17 protein-coding genes are annotated in these 13,896 nt (G+C 57.8%); 6 read left to right on the top strand and 11 right to left on the bottom strand.

All coding sequences use genetic code 11. From position 1 onward, the window contains the following. Positions 1-14 precede the first annotated feature (14 nt). From fapR to Q7F15_RS07505, 5 genes are all read right to left on the bottom strand, one after another. The gene (gene fapR, locus Q7F15_RS07525) at positions 15-599 is read right to left on the bottom strand and encodes a transcription factor FapR (protein WP_171566939.1); all 585 of its coding nucleotides are present in this window, start codon (positions 597-599) and stop codon (positions 15-17) included. Positions 600-856: 257 nt separating this feature from the next. Beyond that, entirely contained in the window at positions 857-1,027 is a 171-nt protein-coding gene (rpmF, locus tag Q7F15_RS07520) for a 50S ribosomal protein L32 (protein ID WP_171566938.1), read from the bottom strand. 139 nt (positions 1,028-1,166) lie between these two features. Beyond that, positions 1,167-1,682 (bottom strand): YceD family protein, encoded by a 516-nt coding sequence (locus Q7F15_RS07515; RefSeq protein ID WP_304415330.1) that lies wholly within the window; start codon positions 1,680-1,682, stop codon positions 1,167-1,169. A 76-nt stretch (positions 1,683-1,758) separates the two neighbouring features. After that, positions 1,759-2,835, bottom strand: coding sequence for a SepM family pheromone-processing serine protease (locus tag Q7F15_RS07510; protein WP_304415329.1), 1,077 nt, complete (start codon positions 2,833-2,835; stop codon positions 1,759-1,761). Continuing rightward, positions 2,832-3,626 carry a patatin-like phospholipase family protein gene (locus Q7F15_RS07505; RefSeq protein WP_171566935.1) on the bottom strand — a complete coding sequence of 265 codons (795 nt, stop codon included), beginning with the start codon at positions 3,624-3,626 and terminating at the stop codon, positions 2,832-2,834. The genes Q7F15_RS07510 and Q7F15_RS07505 overlap by 4 nt, the downstream gene beginning before the upstream one ends. Before the next feature lie 218 nt (positions 3,627-3,844). On the opposite strand from Q7F15_RS07505, the gene ylbJ reads away from it, so the two are divergent. Continuing rightward, the gene (gene ylbJ, locus Q7F15_RS07500; protein WP_171566934.1) at positions 3,845-5,074 is read left to right on the top strand and encodes a sporulation integral membrane protein YlbJ; all 1,230 of its coding nucleotides are present in this window, start codon (positions 3,845-3,847) and stop codon (positions 5,072-5,074) included. Positions 5,075-5,078: 4 nt separating this feature from the next. Here ylbJ and coaD read toward each other — a convergent pair whose 3' ends face one another. After that, positions 5,079-5,564, bottom strand: a complete 486-nt coding sequence (coaD, locus tag Q7F15_RS07495) for a pantetheine-phosphate adenylyltransferase (RefSeq protein WP_171566933.1) — start codon at positions 5,562-5,564, stop codon at positions 5,079-5,081. Further along, positions 5,561-6,169 (bottom strand): 16S rRNA (guanine(966)-N(2))-methyltransferase RsmD, encoded by a 609-nt coding sequence (rsmD, locus tag Q7F15_RS07490; protein WP_171566932.1) that lies wholly within the window; start codon positions 6,167-6,169, stop codon positions 5,561-5,563. The genes coaD and rsmD overlap by 4 nt, the downstream gene beginning before the upstream one ends. A gap of 383 nt (positions 6,170-6,552) precedes the next feature. Here rsmD and Q7F15_RS07485 point away from each other — a divergent pair, with 383 nt between their 5' ends. Beyond that, positions 6,553-6,696 (top strand): hypothetical protein, encoded by a 144-nt coding sequence (locus Q7F15_RS07485; RefSeq protein WP_171566931.1) that lies wholly within the window; start codon positions 6,553-6,555, stop codon positions 6,694-6,696. Between the two features lie 109 nt (positions 6,697-6,805). Here the strand turns inward: Q7F15_RS07485 and Q7F15_RS07480 are convergent, their stop codons facing one another. Both Q7F15_RS07480 and Q7F15_RS07475 read right to left on the bottom strand, forming a co-directional pair. Then, positions 6,806-7,306: a GNAT family N-acetyltransferase gene (locus Q7F15_RS07480; protein ID WP_212131907.1), complete on the bottom strand. Its 501-nt coding sequence runs from the start codon at positions 7,304-7,306 to the stop codon at positions 6,806-6,808. Positions 7,307-7,427: 121 nt separating this feature from the next. Next, the gene (locus tag Q7F15_RS07475; RefSeq protein WP_212131906.1) at positions 7,428-7,655 is read right to left on the bottom strand and encodes a hypothetical protein; all 228 of its coding nucleotides are present in this window, start codon (positions 7,653-7,655) and stop codon (positions 7,428-7,430) included. Between the two features lie 133 nt (positions 7,656-7,788). On the opposite strand from Q7F15_RS07475, the gene ku reads away from it, so the two are divergent. After that, entirely contained in the window at positions 7,789-8,715 is a 927-nt protein-coding gene (gene ku, locus Q7F15_RS07470) for a non-homologous end joining protein Ku (RefSeq protein ID WP_304415328.1), read from the top strand. A 299-nt stretch (positions 8,716-9,014) separates the two neighbouring features. Here ku and Q7F15_RS07465 read toward each other — a convergent pair whose 3' ends face one another. Together Q7F15_RS07465 and Q7F15_RS07460 are read right to left on the bottom strand one after the other, a co-directional pair. Next, a complete protein-coding gene (locus Q7F15_RS07465; protein ID WP_304415327.1) occupies positions 9,015-9,224 on the bottom strand; it encodes a YcdB/YcdC domain-containing protein in 210 nt (69 codons plus the stop codon). A gap of 262 nt (positions 9,225-9,486) precedes the next feature. Then, on the bottom strand, positions 9,487-10,365 hold the full coding sequence (locus Q7F15_RS07460) for a cation diffusion facilitator family transporter (RefSeq protein ID WP_171564502.1): 879 nt from the start codon (positions 10,363-10,365) through the stop codon (positions 9,487-9,489). Between the two features lie 436 nt (positions 10,366-10,801). Between Q7F15_RS07460 and thiC the strand changes: the two genes are divergently transcribed. From thiC to Q7F15_RS07445, 3 genes are all read left to right on the top strand, one after another. Continuing rightward, a complete protein-coding gene (gene thiC, locus Q7F15_RS07455; RefSeq protein WP_304415326.1) occupies positions 10,802-12,583 on the top strand; it encodes a phosphomethylpyrimidine synthase ThiC in 1,782 nt (593 codons plus the stop codon). Between the two features lie 51 nt (positions 12,584-12,634). Then, on the top strand, positions 12,635-12,805 hold the full coding sequence (locus tag Q7F15_RS07450; protein WP_171564214.1) for a hypothetical protein: 171 nt from the start codon (positions 12,635-12,637) through the stop codon (positions 12,803-12,805). A gap of 137 nt (positions 12,806-12,942) precedes the next feature. Continuing rightward, positions 12,943-13,893, top strand: coding sequence for an ATP-dependent DNA ligase (locus Q7F15_RS07445; RefSeq protein WP_304415325.1), 951 nt, complete (start codon positions 12,943-12,945; stop codon positions 13,891-13,893). The last annotated feature ends 3 nt before the right edge of the window (positions 13,894-13,896 follow it).

Raw genomic sequence — 13,896 nt, 5'->3', positions numbered from 1 at the left:
CCTCCTTAATGCTCTCATCCATTTCGCTTTGCGACATCGGACATGCCGACGACACGGAACGTAGCGGTAAAGACCAGTTCTCCCTGCACCTTGGTCTCCACCCGCACTTTGCATTCGTCCCCGTTTCGGCTGCGCACAACGGCCTTAGCCACCAGCTTTTCCCCCAGCCGTACCGGACGGATAAAGCGGATGCGGGCAGAAGCGGTCAGCGCCACGTCGGCGTCGATGACCGCCACCGCCAGCGAGTTGGCCTGGGCGAATATGTAGTGTCCACGGGCGATTTGCGTCCGTGCAAAAACGTGTTCTTCTTTGATTTCCAACACGGAGATGGCCTGAACGTCGAGCTGCAAGTCGACAATCTCCCCGATCACTTCGTCAATCCCCAGTGATTTGACCGGGTCCAGGCTTCTTTCCGCCACCGACTTGATTCGCTCCCGCAGTTCCGGGATGCCCAGCTCCAAACGGTCCAACCGTATTGTTTGTATGCTGACTTGAAACAACTCTGCCAGATCCTCGTCAGTGGCGAAGGGATTTTCCTGAAGCGTCTGCACCAAACGAGTCTGGCGGTCTTTTTTTGGCAAGCGGGCGATGGGTAACACCCCCTCGGCATCCGTATTCAATCGCATAACTTGCGAGTAGTTTTTAATACCAGGTCCTAATCAAGTATAAGGGAGAAGCGGCGGAATGACAAGCAAAGATCGCCGCAGTCGGCTAAATCGGGACAGATGTCCCCCGACCACCGATGTGCATGATGAGCGATTCGACGCTCGGCTCTCTCATGCGGATGGAAAGCAGCGCTTCCCTCCTGGACACTTCGTCATGAAAAAAGCAAGGTGATTTCTCACCCTGCCTTTTCTTACTTCGCTACTTTTACACCTTTATAGTGTCCGCAGCTCGGGCAAACGCGATGCGCAAGCTTGTATTCGCCACAGTTATCGCATTTGATCATGCCAGGAATCTCTAATTTGAAGTGCGTACGACGCATTCTTTTACGGGTTTTGGAAGTTCTCCGAAAAGGTACTGCCATCTTCCTTACACCTCCTTCAATTGGCACATGCTAAGAAGCTCTATTAGGTGGATGGTACAGGCGCGAACGCTTCCGCCATCCTTCAAAAATGAGACGCTCGATCGAGGGATCGGCAATCCCATCTTGAAAACACACGCAATTACTTGCTGTCCTTGAAGAAATCAGCCAGTCCGGCCAACCGCGGATCGATCCGCTCATGTTTGCACTCGCACGCCTGCTCGTTCCGGTTTACTCCGCACTCGGGACACAATCCTTTGCATTCCTCCTCGCAGAGGGGAAAAGCAGGGATGGCGAGCAGGAAATCTTCCTGCAGCAGCGGATTCAACTCGATCTCGTCGCCTTCCAGCGGCAAAATGTCGCTGTCTTGGTCTTCATCCTCCGCTGATTCAGCGGGGGCGAAGGTTTCCGCAAAAGGCACGGCCGTGTGCCGGGTAAAAGGCTTCAGGCATCGCGCGCAGACAAAGTCAACGTCTGACTTCAACTCGCCTTTCACGTAATAGAGATTGCCCAGTTTGGCTGCCTCGCCGCTCACTTCGACAGGGGTGAGCCCGCGAATCTCCTGATGGCGGCGCTTCAGTTCGTCAGCGTCCAACGTCAGCCGAAACGGCAGCGGCTCGCCTTTTAGATGGTCCAAATCGCTTACTTTGATGTTCACACCTTTTCACCTCAAGCACAACAAGGATGATTATAGCCTTTGCCCTTTGCTTTGTCAACCATTTTTCCTTGACAGCTCATTCGCTATACGAGCTCTTTGGTTTTTGCGCCTTGAGGAAAGCCAGCGCGTCGTCCACGGTTTTGACCGGGACCACCCGCATCCGGGATCCGATCCGCTTGGCCGTCTCCAGCGCCTCCTGGTAATTGGACACCGGCCCCTCGGCATCGTCCGGCGCCAGGAAGATGTCAGCGCCCGCCTCGTCCGCAGCCACGACCTTGTGGTTGATGCCGCCGATGCGGCCAACTGAACCGTCCGGCGAGATTGTACCCGTCCCGGCAACCTTGTATCCCCGCGTCAAGTCAATCTCCTGGTTTAACTGGTCGTAAATCTCCAGCGTCATCATCAGCCCCGCCGACGGACCGCCAATGCCTTGGCTAGAGATGCTGACCTGCTTGGGGACGATGATTTCCTGTTTGTTGTCGGGACGGATGCCAAGTCCGGGCGTTTTGGAATCCGGCAGCGGTGCCAGGGTCAACGTGCGCTTTTCCTCCCTGCCGTCACGGATCAGCGTCACTTCCACCTGATCGCCCTGCTTTTTGGTCGACAGGTATTGGAGCAGATCCTTGGCTTCGCGCGTCGGTCGGCCGTCCACCGCCACGATCACGTCACCGATCTGCAGCACGTTTTTTGCCGGCATGCCCTCGATCGTGCCCATCACCCACACGCCCTGGTTCTCGATCTTTACGTCGTATCCGGCCAGGCGGAACGCAACAGCTTCCGCGATTTTCTGGGAATTGTCCATCACGGCCAATTCCCGTCTCGTAAAATCTTCGTTGCTCTCGCCGCTGCCCACGACCAGTTCCTTTTTCATCAGTTCCGCATTGGGAGACAGCTGGGCGTAGAGATACCAGGCGAGATTGGCTTCCCCCATCCTGACCGTCGTCAACATGAACGCCCCTGATTCGTCCTTTTTCCCACCCTCGACGTCAATCATCGGGGCCAGTTCAATGGCGGAACCGGGCCGCGTCACATAGTACGGCGTCGGCACGAAAAACACCGTGCCCAACAGGACGACGGCCAACACAAACAGCCAGGGTATGGAATGGGACCCCCGGCCCGACCGGTTGCGTGTAATCAGCCTCTCCTCACTCATTGTTTTGCCTCCCAGTCGGCGATCAATTCCTTGATCCGTTCCACAGAGTCCAGTCCGGCGCGTTCGCCGAGGGCGATAATCTCCTCCACGCCGGTGTACGCGATACTGCTATAATGTCCAACATCGGGACGGATTACGAGATCGGCAGCCAAAATCTGATGCCGCAAAATCTCCCGCTCCATGACGTCGATCGTCTGGGCGATCACGTCAAAAATCGTCGTCACCTTCATCGGCGTGTCAAACTGGGCGACATCGACAGCGATGACGAGATCGGCACCCATGTCGCGAATGACCGTGATCGGCACCCGATCGATGACCCCGCCGTCCACCAGCAGGCGGTCTCCCACCCGTTCGGGCACAAAAATGCCCGGGATGGAAATGCTCGCCCGCACAGCCTGATCCACCGGCCCCTCCCGAAAGACGACACGTTCCCCGGTCTCGATGTCGGTCGCGACCACAGCCAACTCCTTGGACAGTTCCTCGATACGTTTGCCATGGGTCAGCAGGCGGATCAACTGCTTGATCTTTTCCCCCGCGACAAACCCCATGCCGGGAACGGTTAGATCCAGCCAATGTTTTCGCTTCAGATTCAACGCCAGTTTTTCCATCATGTGCGGCTCGATGCCGTTAGCGTACACGGCGGCGATCAAGCTGCCCATGCTGCTGCCGGCCAGCATGTCAACTTTAATGCCGTGTGCCTCCAGTGCCTTCAACACACCGATGTGGGCCAATCCGCGTGCTCCTCCCGAGCCGAGCGCCAGTCCCACTTTCGGTTTTCTCGTAGTTCCCATGCGCCTCTCCCCCTCTCACAAACGTATGCAGGGTACCGCCAATCCTTTCGGACAAAGCAGACGGGCGGAGCATAGTTTTTGATTCGTTCACGTAGACATGTACTATCTCGGCCGGTCGCCGGACCTGCCTCGCTGCCCATGAGCACTGCGGCACGGCCAGGCCGGATGCACGACCTGCCGGGTTTCCCTTTGCTCATTCGCTGGTACAGGAGGTAGCTATGTCACGCCGCTCTCCGATTCTTACACTGCTGCTCGCCTTGTCGGCCATTGCCCTCGTCGTCATTTTGGTGTCGCACCCGCAGATGTCGTTTGAGGCGGCGCTCCGCGGTTTGAAAATCTGGTGGGAGGTGGTGTTTCCCTCCACCCTGCCGTTTATCGTTCTTTCCGAAATTTTGATGGGCGTCGGGGTCGTCCACTTCGCCGGCGTGCTTTTGGAACCGTTGATGCGCCCGCTCTTCAACGTACCGGGGACGGGCGGCTTCGTCCTGACGATGGGCTTTGCCTCCGGCTATCCCGTCGCGGCCAAGCTGACGACCCGCTTGCGTGAACAGGGCAGCGTGACCCAGGCGGAAGGGGAACGGCTCGTGTCGTTTACCACGACAGGGGACCCGCTTTTCGTCATCGGCGCGGTCGCCATCGGCTTCTTTCACAGTGAGCAGGTCGGGGTCGTCCTCGCGTTCAGCCATTACGTCTCAGCCGTCCTGATCGGGCTCTTGTACCGCTTTTACTCCCCGTACGCTCCCATGAGCAGGGCGCTGGAAAAGAACCAGCTCCCTCTCCCGCTCCGGGCGCTGCAGGCGATGCATCGGGCGCGGCTGCGCGACCGCCGGCCGTTTGGGCGGCTGATGGGGGAAGCAGTCCAGTCTGCCCTGCACACGCTGCTGATGATCGGCGGCTTCATTATCGTCTTTTCCGTCCTGATTCAGCTGTTTTCCGCCATCAATCTGACCCGGTTTTTGAGCAGCCTGCTGGCGGTGCTGCTCGGTCCAATCGGTCTGCCGCCCGCCCTCTCCAACGGGATCATTGCCGGGCTGTTCGAGGTCACGCTTGGCGCACAGGCCGCAAGTGAAGTCCCCCCATCCGTCCCGCTGATCTGGCAGGCGGTCATCGCCAGCGCGGTCATCTCCTGGGGCGGCTTGAGCGTGCATGCCCAGGTGGCCAGCATCCTCAGCCAGACGGATCTCAGGGTGGCGCCGTACCTGCTCGCCCGCGCCATTCACGCGATCCTTTCGGCTGTGCTTACCTATTTGGCGTGGGAACCGCTCACCGCATCTTCCTGGTTCAAGGGTAGCAGCATCCCGGTCTTTCTGCCGTCTACGTCCGGGATTCCGGTCATGGACTGGTGGGATACGCTGCTGCACTCCGGACTGCTCGCGGCCGTGATTCTCGCTGCATTGGCCCTGCTCAGTCTGCTCGTGCGTCTTGCCAACAGGCACCAGATACACTGATCGCTCAGGGTTGTGCAGCAAATTTGGCGCGCAGCGCACGCTCCACAACCGGCGGCACCAGGTCGCTCACGTCGGCGCTGTATCGGGCCAGTTCCTTGACGATGCTGGAACTGAGAAACGAATACTGATGGCTCGTCATCATGAACAGCGTCTCAACATGGTCATCCAGCTTTTTGTTGATGGAAGCCATCTGCATCTCGTACTCAAAATCGCTGACGGCCCGCAGTCCGCGGATCACCGCCCGTGCCTGACGCTGGCGAACGTAATCGATCAACAGGCCGTTGAAGGACTCCACTTCGACGTTGTCCAATCCGGCTGTCGCCTCGCGCAGCAGTTCGATGCGTTCTTCCACACTGAACAAGGACTGTTTCTTGGCATTGATCAACACCGCTACGATCACCTTGTCAAAAATGTTGGCGCCGCGGGTGATGATGTCGAGGTGTCCATTCGTCACAGGGTCAAAACTGCCTGGGCATACTGCGATGTTCATGAGATGGATGCATCTCCTTCCGACGCCGTTTGCTCGGCTTGATCGTCTTTTTCCAATTCGTGGGCATAAAGCGTCACCGTCGTCTCCCCATAGGTGGCGACGCGCTCCACTGCACAGCGGCCAATCGTTTCCGGCAGGCGGATGTCGCTGTCGTGTTCCGCCACGATCCACGCCCCGTCAGCGAGCAAACCCAGTTCCTGCATGACACGGATGTCCGCAACGATGTTTTGCTGGGCATATGGCGGATCGAGAAAGACCAGGTCAAACGCGACCCCACGTCTCCCCAGTGCCTTCAGCGCCCGAGACGCATCCGTGCGGTACAGCTCGGAACGGTCTTCCAGCCGGCAGGCAGCGATGTTTTGCTTGACGACCGCATGTGCTTTCGCGTCCCGTTCCACAAAAATGGCCCGTTCCGCTCCCCTGCTGAGCGCTTCGATCCCCAGCCCGCCGGTTCCGGCGTAGAGATCGAGCGCCCAGCCGCCGGAAAAGTACGGGCCGATCATATTGAAAATGGATTCCTTCACCTTGTCCGTCGTGGGCCGCGTGCTTTTGCCGGGGACGGCCAACAGCCTGCGTCCCTTGTGTTCACCTGCGATGACTCGCATAATGCCTCACCTTTGTATGTATGGAGAATGAGAATGATTTCATACTAACACAACCGGTCTGCTGCGTAAAATTGTGCCGTGGAAAAAAATTGCGCCGTGCATGTATAAGAGATGGAAGTTCTGGCAAAGAATATGGATAGCGACGCAACGGTGTCGCTGACAACCGCGGAGAAGACTTACGTTTCCCCATAAGCTCTTCCTCCGGTTTCTCCTCTCCCATAATTGAAAGGCGGTTTACTTTGGCGCACTGCGTGTCTGATAGGAGCATGCCGTGGCCGATCTCCCTGAGGGAGAAGTTAAACCGCTGCCTCATCGCCAATGGCGGTGAGGTATTTTTTTGTGATCCGGGCGGCACACTATCCGTTAAAAAGGAGGCAGACTCCATGGCAGAAAAACAGCCGTCGAAACAAAAACAGGAAGCCGCTGCCGCCCAGTCCCTCGCCGACCGCACAGGCATCGGCAAGGAAGAGGCGCGCCGCATGCAGTCTGAAGCCGACAAGTCCGAAGTGATCAAACACGGGCAGTAAATGAATGACGGAAAGCCAGCCGTACGTAAGAAACGGCTGGCTTTGTATTGAAAATTGGATGGGTGATGAAGCTCCGCTGCCAGGGAATGTCCCTTTCGTAAAGCGTTTGTCAGGTTTGTTCCCACGCGTATACGTGCACCAGTTTCTCCTTGAAGACAGTCTCTTTTTCCCGGAACATTCCGATCTTTTGGGCAACTCGTGCGGATGCGGCGTTTCCCGGTTGAATCAGGCAGATCAATCTCCTCAGCCCTTTCGCCGCTGCTCCGTACTCGCGAAACGCCATCGCCGCTTCGGACGCGTAGCCGTTTCCCCAGTATTCCTTCGCCATCCAGTAACCGATCTCTGTCTCCGGCTTCCCGTCCACTATTTGCTGCACCAGTCCCGCATGGCCGATGGGCTGCATGTCCTGTTTCCGCACTGCCACCATCAGCCCCAGACCGGAAGCGTAGGACTGCTGCACCCAGTCGTAAAAGCGTGTGACCTCTTCATCCGTTCTCGGCTTGCCATGCCCGATGTAGCGGACCACGTCCGGGTCTTTTAGCAGACTGGCAAGAAAAGGAAGATCATCCAGGCAATACGGGCGAAATAACAAACGATCCGTTTCCAGCATGCGAAATAACACTCCTCCTGTTATGGCCAGGCGGGCGCCTCCCCTGCTCACCGCGATGTGCAGGCGGGGGCTGTTAGTGGTTGGCCACCACTTTTTTGAGCAGGCGAATATCCGTGTCGTGCTAATTCACCAGTTCCTGCAATTCGCGAATGCTCCCATTCTTCTCCGTGTTATGGGCGACCTGCGCTTTGATCAACATCACCTGGTCCTTGATCTCGCGCACGTCACTTTCAATGATGTCCAAGCGGTGCTCGAATCGATCCATGCGCTGTTCAAGCCCGCCGATCCGCTCGTCCAGCCCTCTCAACTGCTGCCCCAATCCCGCGATCATGCTTTTCAACTCTTCCATCGCTCTCCCCCTCTTGCTTTCACTGTACAAAAAGAAAGCGCGCCTTGTCGAGCAAAATAACCTGCATTTCCCTCCTGGTAATTCCAACGGGGTGCAAATACTACGGACAGCAAACCCTGACAGGAGGACTGCCATGCACACGGTCTGGAAAGGTTCGATCAGTTTTGGTCTGGTCAATATCCCGGTGCGGATGCATACCGCGACGGAAGAGCGGGACATCCGCTTTCGCCAGCTTCACAGCGAATGCCACACGCCGATCAAGTACGCCAAAATGTGTCCGCACTGCCAGCGGGAAGTGGACGCGTCGGAGATTGTGCGGGGATTTGAATACGAAAAAGGCAATTTTGTAATTATTCGCGACGAGGATCTGGAAGCGATTTCCCCGGAAACGCGAAGAGCAATCGAGATCCTCGATTTTGTCGATCTGCACGAAATCGACCCGGTTTACTTTGACAAAAGCTACTTTCTCTCCCCCCAGGAAACCGGAGAAAAAGCGTACGCTCTGCTGCGGGCAGCCATGGAGGAAACAGGAAAAATTGCCGTTGCCCGCGTGACGATGCGCAACCGGCAAAGTCTGGCGGTGGTCCGGCTGTACGAACACTGCATCATGCTGGAAACCATCTTTTATCCCGACGAGGTTCGCCCCGTCTCACAGGTGCCTTCGCTGCCCGAATCGGACGTCCCGCTGGCTGACAACGAGCTGAAGATGGCCGCAGAGCTGATTCGCAACATGACGACGCCGTTTGATCCGGCCAAGTATCGTGACGAATACCGCAGCCAACTGCAGACACTGATCGAGAACAAGCGGAAAGGAGAGGAAGTGGCGGTCGCTCCGGCGGCACCGCGCGCCAACGTGATTGATTTGATGCAGGCGTTGAAAGAGAGTCTCGCCGCAACCGGCGGAGCCTCCACTCCGGTCAAACTGGAGCCGGAGCCAACGCCGGCCGCACCCACCAAAAAACGGACTGCAGCTGACAAAGAGGCACGTGAGGAGCCGGCTGCCGACACCACCCCGACGACCACCAAGAAGCTCAAGCGCAAAAAAGCGAAGTCGTCCTGATCTGCGGCAAGTCTGCTCATATTCTCTTTATAAGAGAAAGGACGAGCGGACGTGCTCTTCGAAGAGGCGGATGGTGATCGTGCCGTCCATGGTGACGCCGCCGATATTGAAGCGGCGTTGTTAAAGCACTCTAAACGTGCTGCGTTTTGCCTGCGGGCCTGTTACCGCCGAAAACGTCAAGCAGATTGGCTCCGGCTCATACACCAGCCGCCACGTTCCTCTCCCACCAGCGAAAACGCTTTTCGGCAGCAGCTTCAGCATGAGCCTAAGCGTTACGTCGTGTTCCAGGAAGCGCTCACTCACTTCCTCCCCAACCAACTGCGCGGGCGGTTCCGGTAGCCGCTGCTCGCCGAAACAGGCAAATCGGTCACCGCCCCGCTTACATGCACCTTAACGCGGCAGCCAGACAGCGGCAGCGGCAAACCCAGCGCCTTCTGGCGAAAGTGAAACCAGACGCCGTCTTTTTTGGTGGTCACTGTCACGTGAGGGAATGCTTCCAGCTTCTTCAAGCCGCTCCCCGTCTTCGATCATGAGCCGGTACGACGATGGGATATTAAACAGAGACATCGCCCGCTTCCTGAGTCTGTCCAGCGCTGTCTCCACGCCTGCCGCATCCTGTTTCCGCACGGTGCACAACCTCCTGAACCCTTTCAATTTTTCTCCCTGATTGCCGAGTACATCTTGTTGCATCCACATTATACCAAAGCCAAAAAGATGAAAAATACCTGTCCCATGCCCTCCTTGCGGGCACAAGACAGGTTTGTCGTGTCGTCAGTGCTCGGACTGTCCTTCCGGTTCTATGTGGATGTGCACGGCTTTGACATTGTGAACGGCCTTCATCCGCGCCTCGATTTCCTCGGTGATCGTGTGGCTCTCCGTCACGTTCAGAGTGGGGTCCACGTGAATCACGACATCGACCAGCACGTTGCTTCCGTGGTAGCGCGCCTTGATATCTGTAACGTCCTTGACCCCGGGGATTTCGGCGATGGTGGAGCGCAGCGCAACCAGTTCGCTGCGGTCAAACCCGTCTGTTAATCGGTGGGCCGCCTCGCGGAAAATGGACCACGCCGTCCTCAGGATGATCCCGCCCACCACGAGCGCTGTCAACGGGTCCAGCCAATGCAGTTGAAACTGGGAGCCGGCCACTCCCACAAATGTGCCGACGCTGACCAGCGCATCGGAGCGGTTGTCTGCTGCCGCAGCCATCAAGCCCTGGCTTTGGGTTACCTGCGCCAGCCGCCGGTTGTAGCGGTAAACGCCGAACATGACGGCAGCGGTTGCCAGGGCGGTCCAGCCGGCCAGCATGTCAGGCGCGTTCATCTCCGGGGTGAACAACGCAGAGATTGCCCGGCTGAGGACTTCGATCCCGACCGCCAACATGATGAAGGATGCGACAAGAGCTGAGATGCTTTCTGCGCGTAAGTGGCCATAGGGATGGTCGTGATCAGGCGGTTTGCGAGAGATGCGCAGGCCGATCAGTACGGCGACGGACGCGACCACGTCAGTTGTGTTGTTCAGTCCGTCCGCCAGCAGCGCTTCCGAGCCTGCCAGCAGCGCCACCCCCACTTTCACCAGGGAGCAGCAGACATAGGCGATGATGCTGACCCACACCCCGCGTTCTCCCTGCTTCAGATTCGCGTACACATCCACCTGCATCACCTCAAAATTCCTTCTCACACGACCTTCATCGTACCAGACGACTCCCGAGTGGGTCTACGGAAACAGTTTTTGTCCGGGTCAGCATGATAGGCAGAGGGAAAATAAGTTGGACACTGCCAAAACCTCTTGCCGGATAGAATTGGAAATGGTAAGCTGGTGCTGTACAACAATACAGATATGCACGGGAGCTTGGGGAACCAGGCTGAGAGGATGGCTGATCCGCCGTCGACCGTTGAACCTGAACTGGGTAATGCCAGCGGAGGAATGTTGTTGACACCAAGAAATGCGGTGTGCGTCTGTTCGCGCACGCTCTTTCTTCGTCTGCGTCTGGCGTCGCATGGGTTCATGCGGCGTTTTTTCGTGACGCAGTTTCTCCGCCTCCCGCAGGGTTCACGACACGTGCAACCGTGACAAGGAGGTTTTTTTCATGTCCACTTCCCCCTTCCCCTTTATCTCCACAGCGGCCGTCCCGCCGTTTCCGGGCAGCCGCAAAACGTACGTCCAGGGCTCCAGACCGGACATCCGCGTGCCGATGCGGGAGATTTCCCAGCAGCCTACTATTACCCCGAACGGCGAAGTGCCCAACCCGCCGCTGCGCGTTTACGACACCAGCGGAGAGTATACGGCACCCGATTACATCGCCGACATCACCAAGGGACTGCCCGCCCTGCGCCGCAACTGGATCGCGGAAAGAAGCGACACCGAGGAATACGAGGGCCGCGAGCCCAAGCCGGAGGACGACGGCTACCGGAACTTCCCGCAGGAACCATCCGTCCCTATCTTTCCCGCCAAAAGACAGAAGCCGCTGCGCGCCCGCCAGGGGAAAAACGTCACCCAACTGCATTACGCCCGCCGCGGCATCATAACGCCGGAGATGGAATTTGTGGCGATCCGCGAGGGCGTCTCGCCGGAATTTGTGCGTCAGGAAGTGGCCAGCGGCCGGGCGATCATCCCTGCCAACATCAACCATCCGGAGAGCGAACCGATGATCATTGGCCGCCATTTTCACGTCAAGGTAAACGCCAACATCGGCACCTCCGCCGTCACCTCCTCCATCGGCGAGGAAGTGGAAAAAATGATCTGGGCCGTCCGCTGGGGGGCAGACACGATCATGGACCTGTCTACGGGCAAACACATCCACACCACCCGGGAATGGATCATCCGCAACAGCCCGGTTCCGGTCGGCACCGTCCCGATCTACCAGGCACTGGAAAAGGTGAACGGCAAGGCGGAGGAGCTGTCCTGGGAGGTGTACCGCGACACGCTGATCGAACAGGCCGAACAGGGGGTGGACTACTTCACCATCCACGCCGGCGTGCTGCTGCGCTACATTCCCCTGACGGCCAAACGGGTGACCGGCATCGTCTCGCGCGGCGGTTCCATCATGGCTGCCTGGTGTCTGGCGCATCACCAGGAAAACTTTTTGTATACCCATTTTGAAGAGATTTGCGAAATTCTGAAGACGTACGACATCGCCGTATCGCTGGGAGACGGCCTCCGCCCCGGTTCCATCGCCGATGCCAACGACGAGGCACAGTTTGCCGAGTTGGAAACGCTGGGAGAGCTGACCAAGATCGCCTGGAAACACGATGTCCAGGTGATGATCGAAGGCCCCGGTCACGTGCCGATGCACCTGATCCGTGAGAACATGGAACGGCAGCTCACCGTGTGTCAGGAAGCCCCCTTCTATACATTGGGGCCGCTTACCACTGACATCGCTGCCGGTTACGACCACATCACCTCCGCGATCGGAGCAGCCATGATCGGCTGGCTTGGCACGGCGATGCTGTGCTACGTGACGCCCAAGGAGCACCTTGGCCTGCCGAACAAGGAAGACGTCCGCAACGGGCTGATCGCCTACAAGATTGCCGCACATGCCGCCGACCTGGCCAAAGGTCACCCGCGCGCCCAAGAACGGGACGACGCCCTGTCCAAAGCGCGGTTTGAATTTCGCTGGAACGACCAGTTCAACCTGTCGCTTGACCCGGAACGGGCCCGTGAATACCACGACGAGACACTCCCGGCGGAAGGGGCGAAAACAGCGCACTTCTGCTCGATGTGCGGCCCCAAATTTTGCAGCATGAACATCACGCAGGAAATCCGCGCGTACGCGCAGCAGAACAACCTGACTGTAGAGAAAGCCGTGGAACAAGGGATGAAAAAGCAGGCGAACGCCTTCCGAAAACAGGGGAACCAGCTCTACACGTAAGCGGCGCTCCCTGGCTCCGCTTGCGCACCTGCAAGACGAGGAGGAGATCGCGTGAATCAGGCGGAACAGCTTCTCGCGGAAGCAAAACGACTGGAGGCTGAATGGAAGAAGGTAAAGCAGCAGTTGGCAAAGCTCCAATCCGAATGCGAACACGACTTTGCCCGCGGCCAGCTTTCGATGACCTGCCGCAAATGCCTGTACACGGAGAGTACGTACTACTAAACAGCCCGAGGCGATGAGACGGATGCCGCTCATCGCCTCTTCTTCGTCCTAATGGGGAACAATCATGGATGAGGCTGATTCGGACGGCTCCTTTCTTCCGTCTGACGGCCAATTCCGTTACCTGGACGAGGTGGAACATGAAACCGATCATCCCGATGGAGCCAGTGGCGAGCGACACCATCCCCCAGGAGCCGGGCTGGATTGCCCAGGTGAAATGGGACGGCGTTCGCATCCTTACCTATTATGACGGCAAACACGTGCAGCTGTTCAATCGAAAGGGAAACGAGCGCACCCATCACTACCCTGAACTAGCAGATATTGAAACGTACTGCCGAGCCGACTCCGTGATCCTGGATGGTGAAGTGATCGCGCTGGGGAGCGACGGCAAACCGTCCTTTCATGAAGTGATGCGCCGGGACGGGATTCGCCGCATGCAGAACGTGCCCCGGATGCAGCAGACTGTGCCGGTTACCTACATGATTTTTGACTGTCTGTACCTAAACGGGGAATGGATCAACCAACGCTCCTTGCAGGACAGGCTCAAACTGCTGTCCGAAACGATCGAACCGAACAGCCACGTGCAAGTGGTGTCGTCCCATGATAACGGTTCCGCCCTGTTTGAGGTGATCCGGCAGCACGGCATGGAAGGCATCGTCATGAAGCGGCTGGATGCCCCCTATCTCATCGGTGCGAAAAAAGCCGTGTGGCTGAAGATCAAACACTACCGGGATGTGATAGCCGCCATTGGCGGTTTCACCTTGAACGGCGGAGTCGTCAACGCGGTGCTGTTGGGCCTCTACGATGAGCAGGGCCGGTTTTGGTACATCGGTCATGCGGGAACGGGCAAACTGTCCCGCCAGGAGTGGCGGGAGCTGACCGACAGGCTGATGCCTGCAGTTATCCGGGAAAAACCCTTCGTAAACAGGCCCGATCGTCACCATGGCGTATTCTGGGTGACCCCCACGCTGACGGCCAAAATCAAGTACGCGGAATGGACAGAAGGGCGATCACTTCGCCAGCCATCCATTCAGGCGATCGTGGACGTACCGCCGCACGCCTGCAGGCTGGACAGGGAGATGATGAGATGATCT

It is taken from the genome of Brevibacillus aydinogluensis (genome assembly GCF_961514395.1).
In the GTDB taxonomy this organism is placed as follows: domain Bacteria; phylum Bacillota; class Bacilli; order Brevibacillales; family Brevibacillaceae; genus Brevibacillus; species Brevibacillus aydinogluensis.
Note: the sequence above shows the minus strand (reverse complement) of the source record. Positions and strands in the feature narration are given on the sequence as shown.

Bases quoted from the DNA above. Each gene is read 5' to 3' on its own strand.
- Q7F15_RS07480 (WP_212131907.1), bottom strand. From the start codon at position 7,306: ATGCTGGAAACGGATCGTTTGTTATTTCGCCCGTATTGCCTGGATGAT.
- coaD (WP_171566933.1), bottom strand. From the start codon at position 5,564: ATGAACATCGCAGTATGCCCAGGCAGTTTTGACCCTGTGACGAATGGA.
- rpmF (WP_171566938.1), bottom strand. From the start codon at position 1,027: ATGGCAGTACCTTTTCGGAGAACTTCCAAAACCCGTAAAAGAATGCGT.
- ku (WP_304415328.1), top strand. From the start codon at position 7,789: ATGCACACGGTCTGGAAAGGTTCGATCAGTTTTGGTCTGGTCAATATC.
- Q7F15_RS07445 (WP_304415325.1), top strand. From the start codon at position 12,943: ATGAAACCGATCATCCCGATGGAGCCAGTGGCGAGCGACACCATCCCC.
- Q7F15_RS07510 (WP_304415329.1), bottom strand. From the start codon at position 2,835: ATGAGTGAGGAGAGGCTGATTACACGCAACCGGTCGGGCCGGGGGTCC.
- Q7F15_RS07485 (WP_171566931.1), top strand. From the start codon at position 6,553: ATGGCAGAAAAACAGCCGTCGAAACAAAAACAGGAAGCCGCTGCCGCC.
- thiC (WP_304415326.1), top strand. From the start codon at position 10,802: ATGTCCACTTCCCCCTTCCCCTTTATCTCCACAGCGGCCGTCCCGCCG.
- ylbJ (WP_171566934.1), top strand. From the start codon at position 3,845: ATGTCACGCCGCTCTCCGATTCTTACACTGCTGCTCGCCTTGTCGGCC.
- rsmD (WP_171566932.1), bottom strand. From the start codon at position 6,169: ATGCGAGTCATCGCAGGTGAACACAAGGGACGCAGGCTGTTGGCCGTC.
- Q7F15_RS07475 (WP_212131906.1), bottom strand. From the start codon at position 7,655: ATGGAAGAGTTGAAAAGCATGATCGCGGGATTGGGGCAGCAGTTGAGA.
- Q7F15_RS07505 (WP_171566935.1), bottom strand. From the start codon at position 3,626: ATGGGAACTACGAGAAAACCGAAAGTGGGACTGGCGCTCGGCTCGGGA.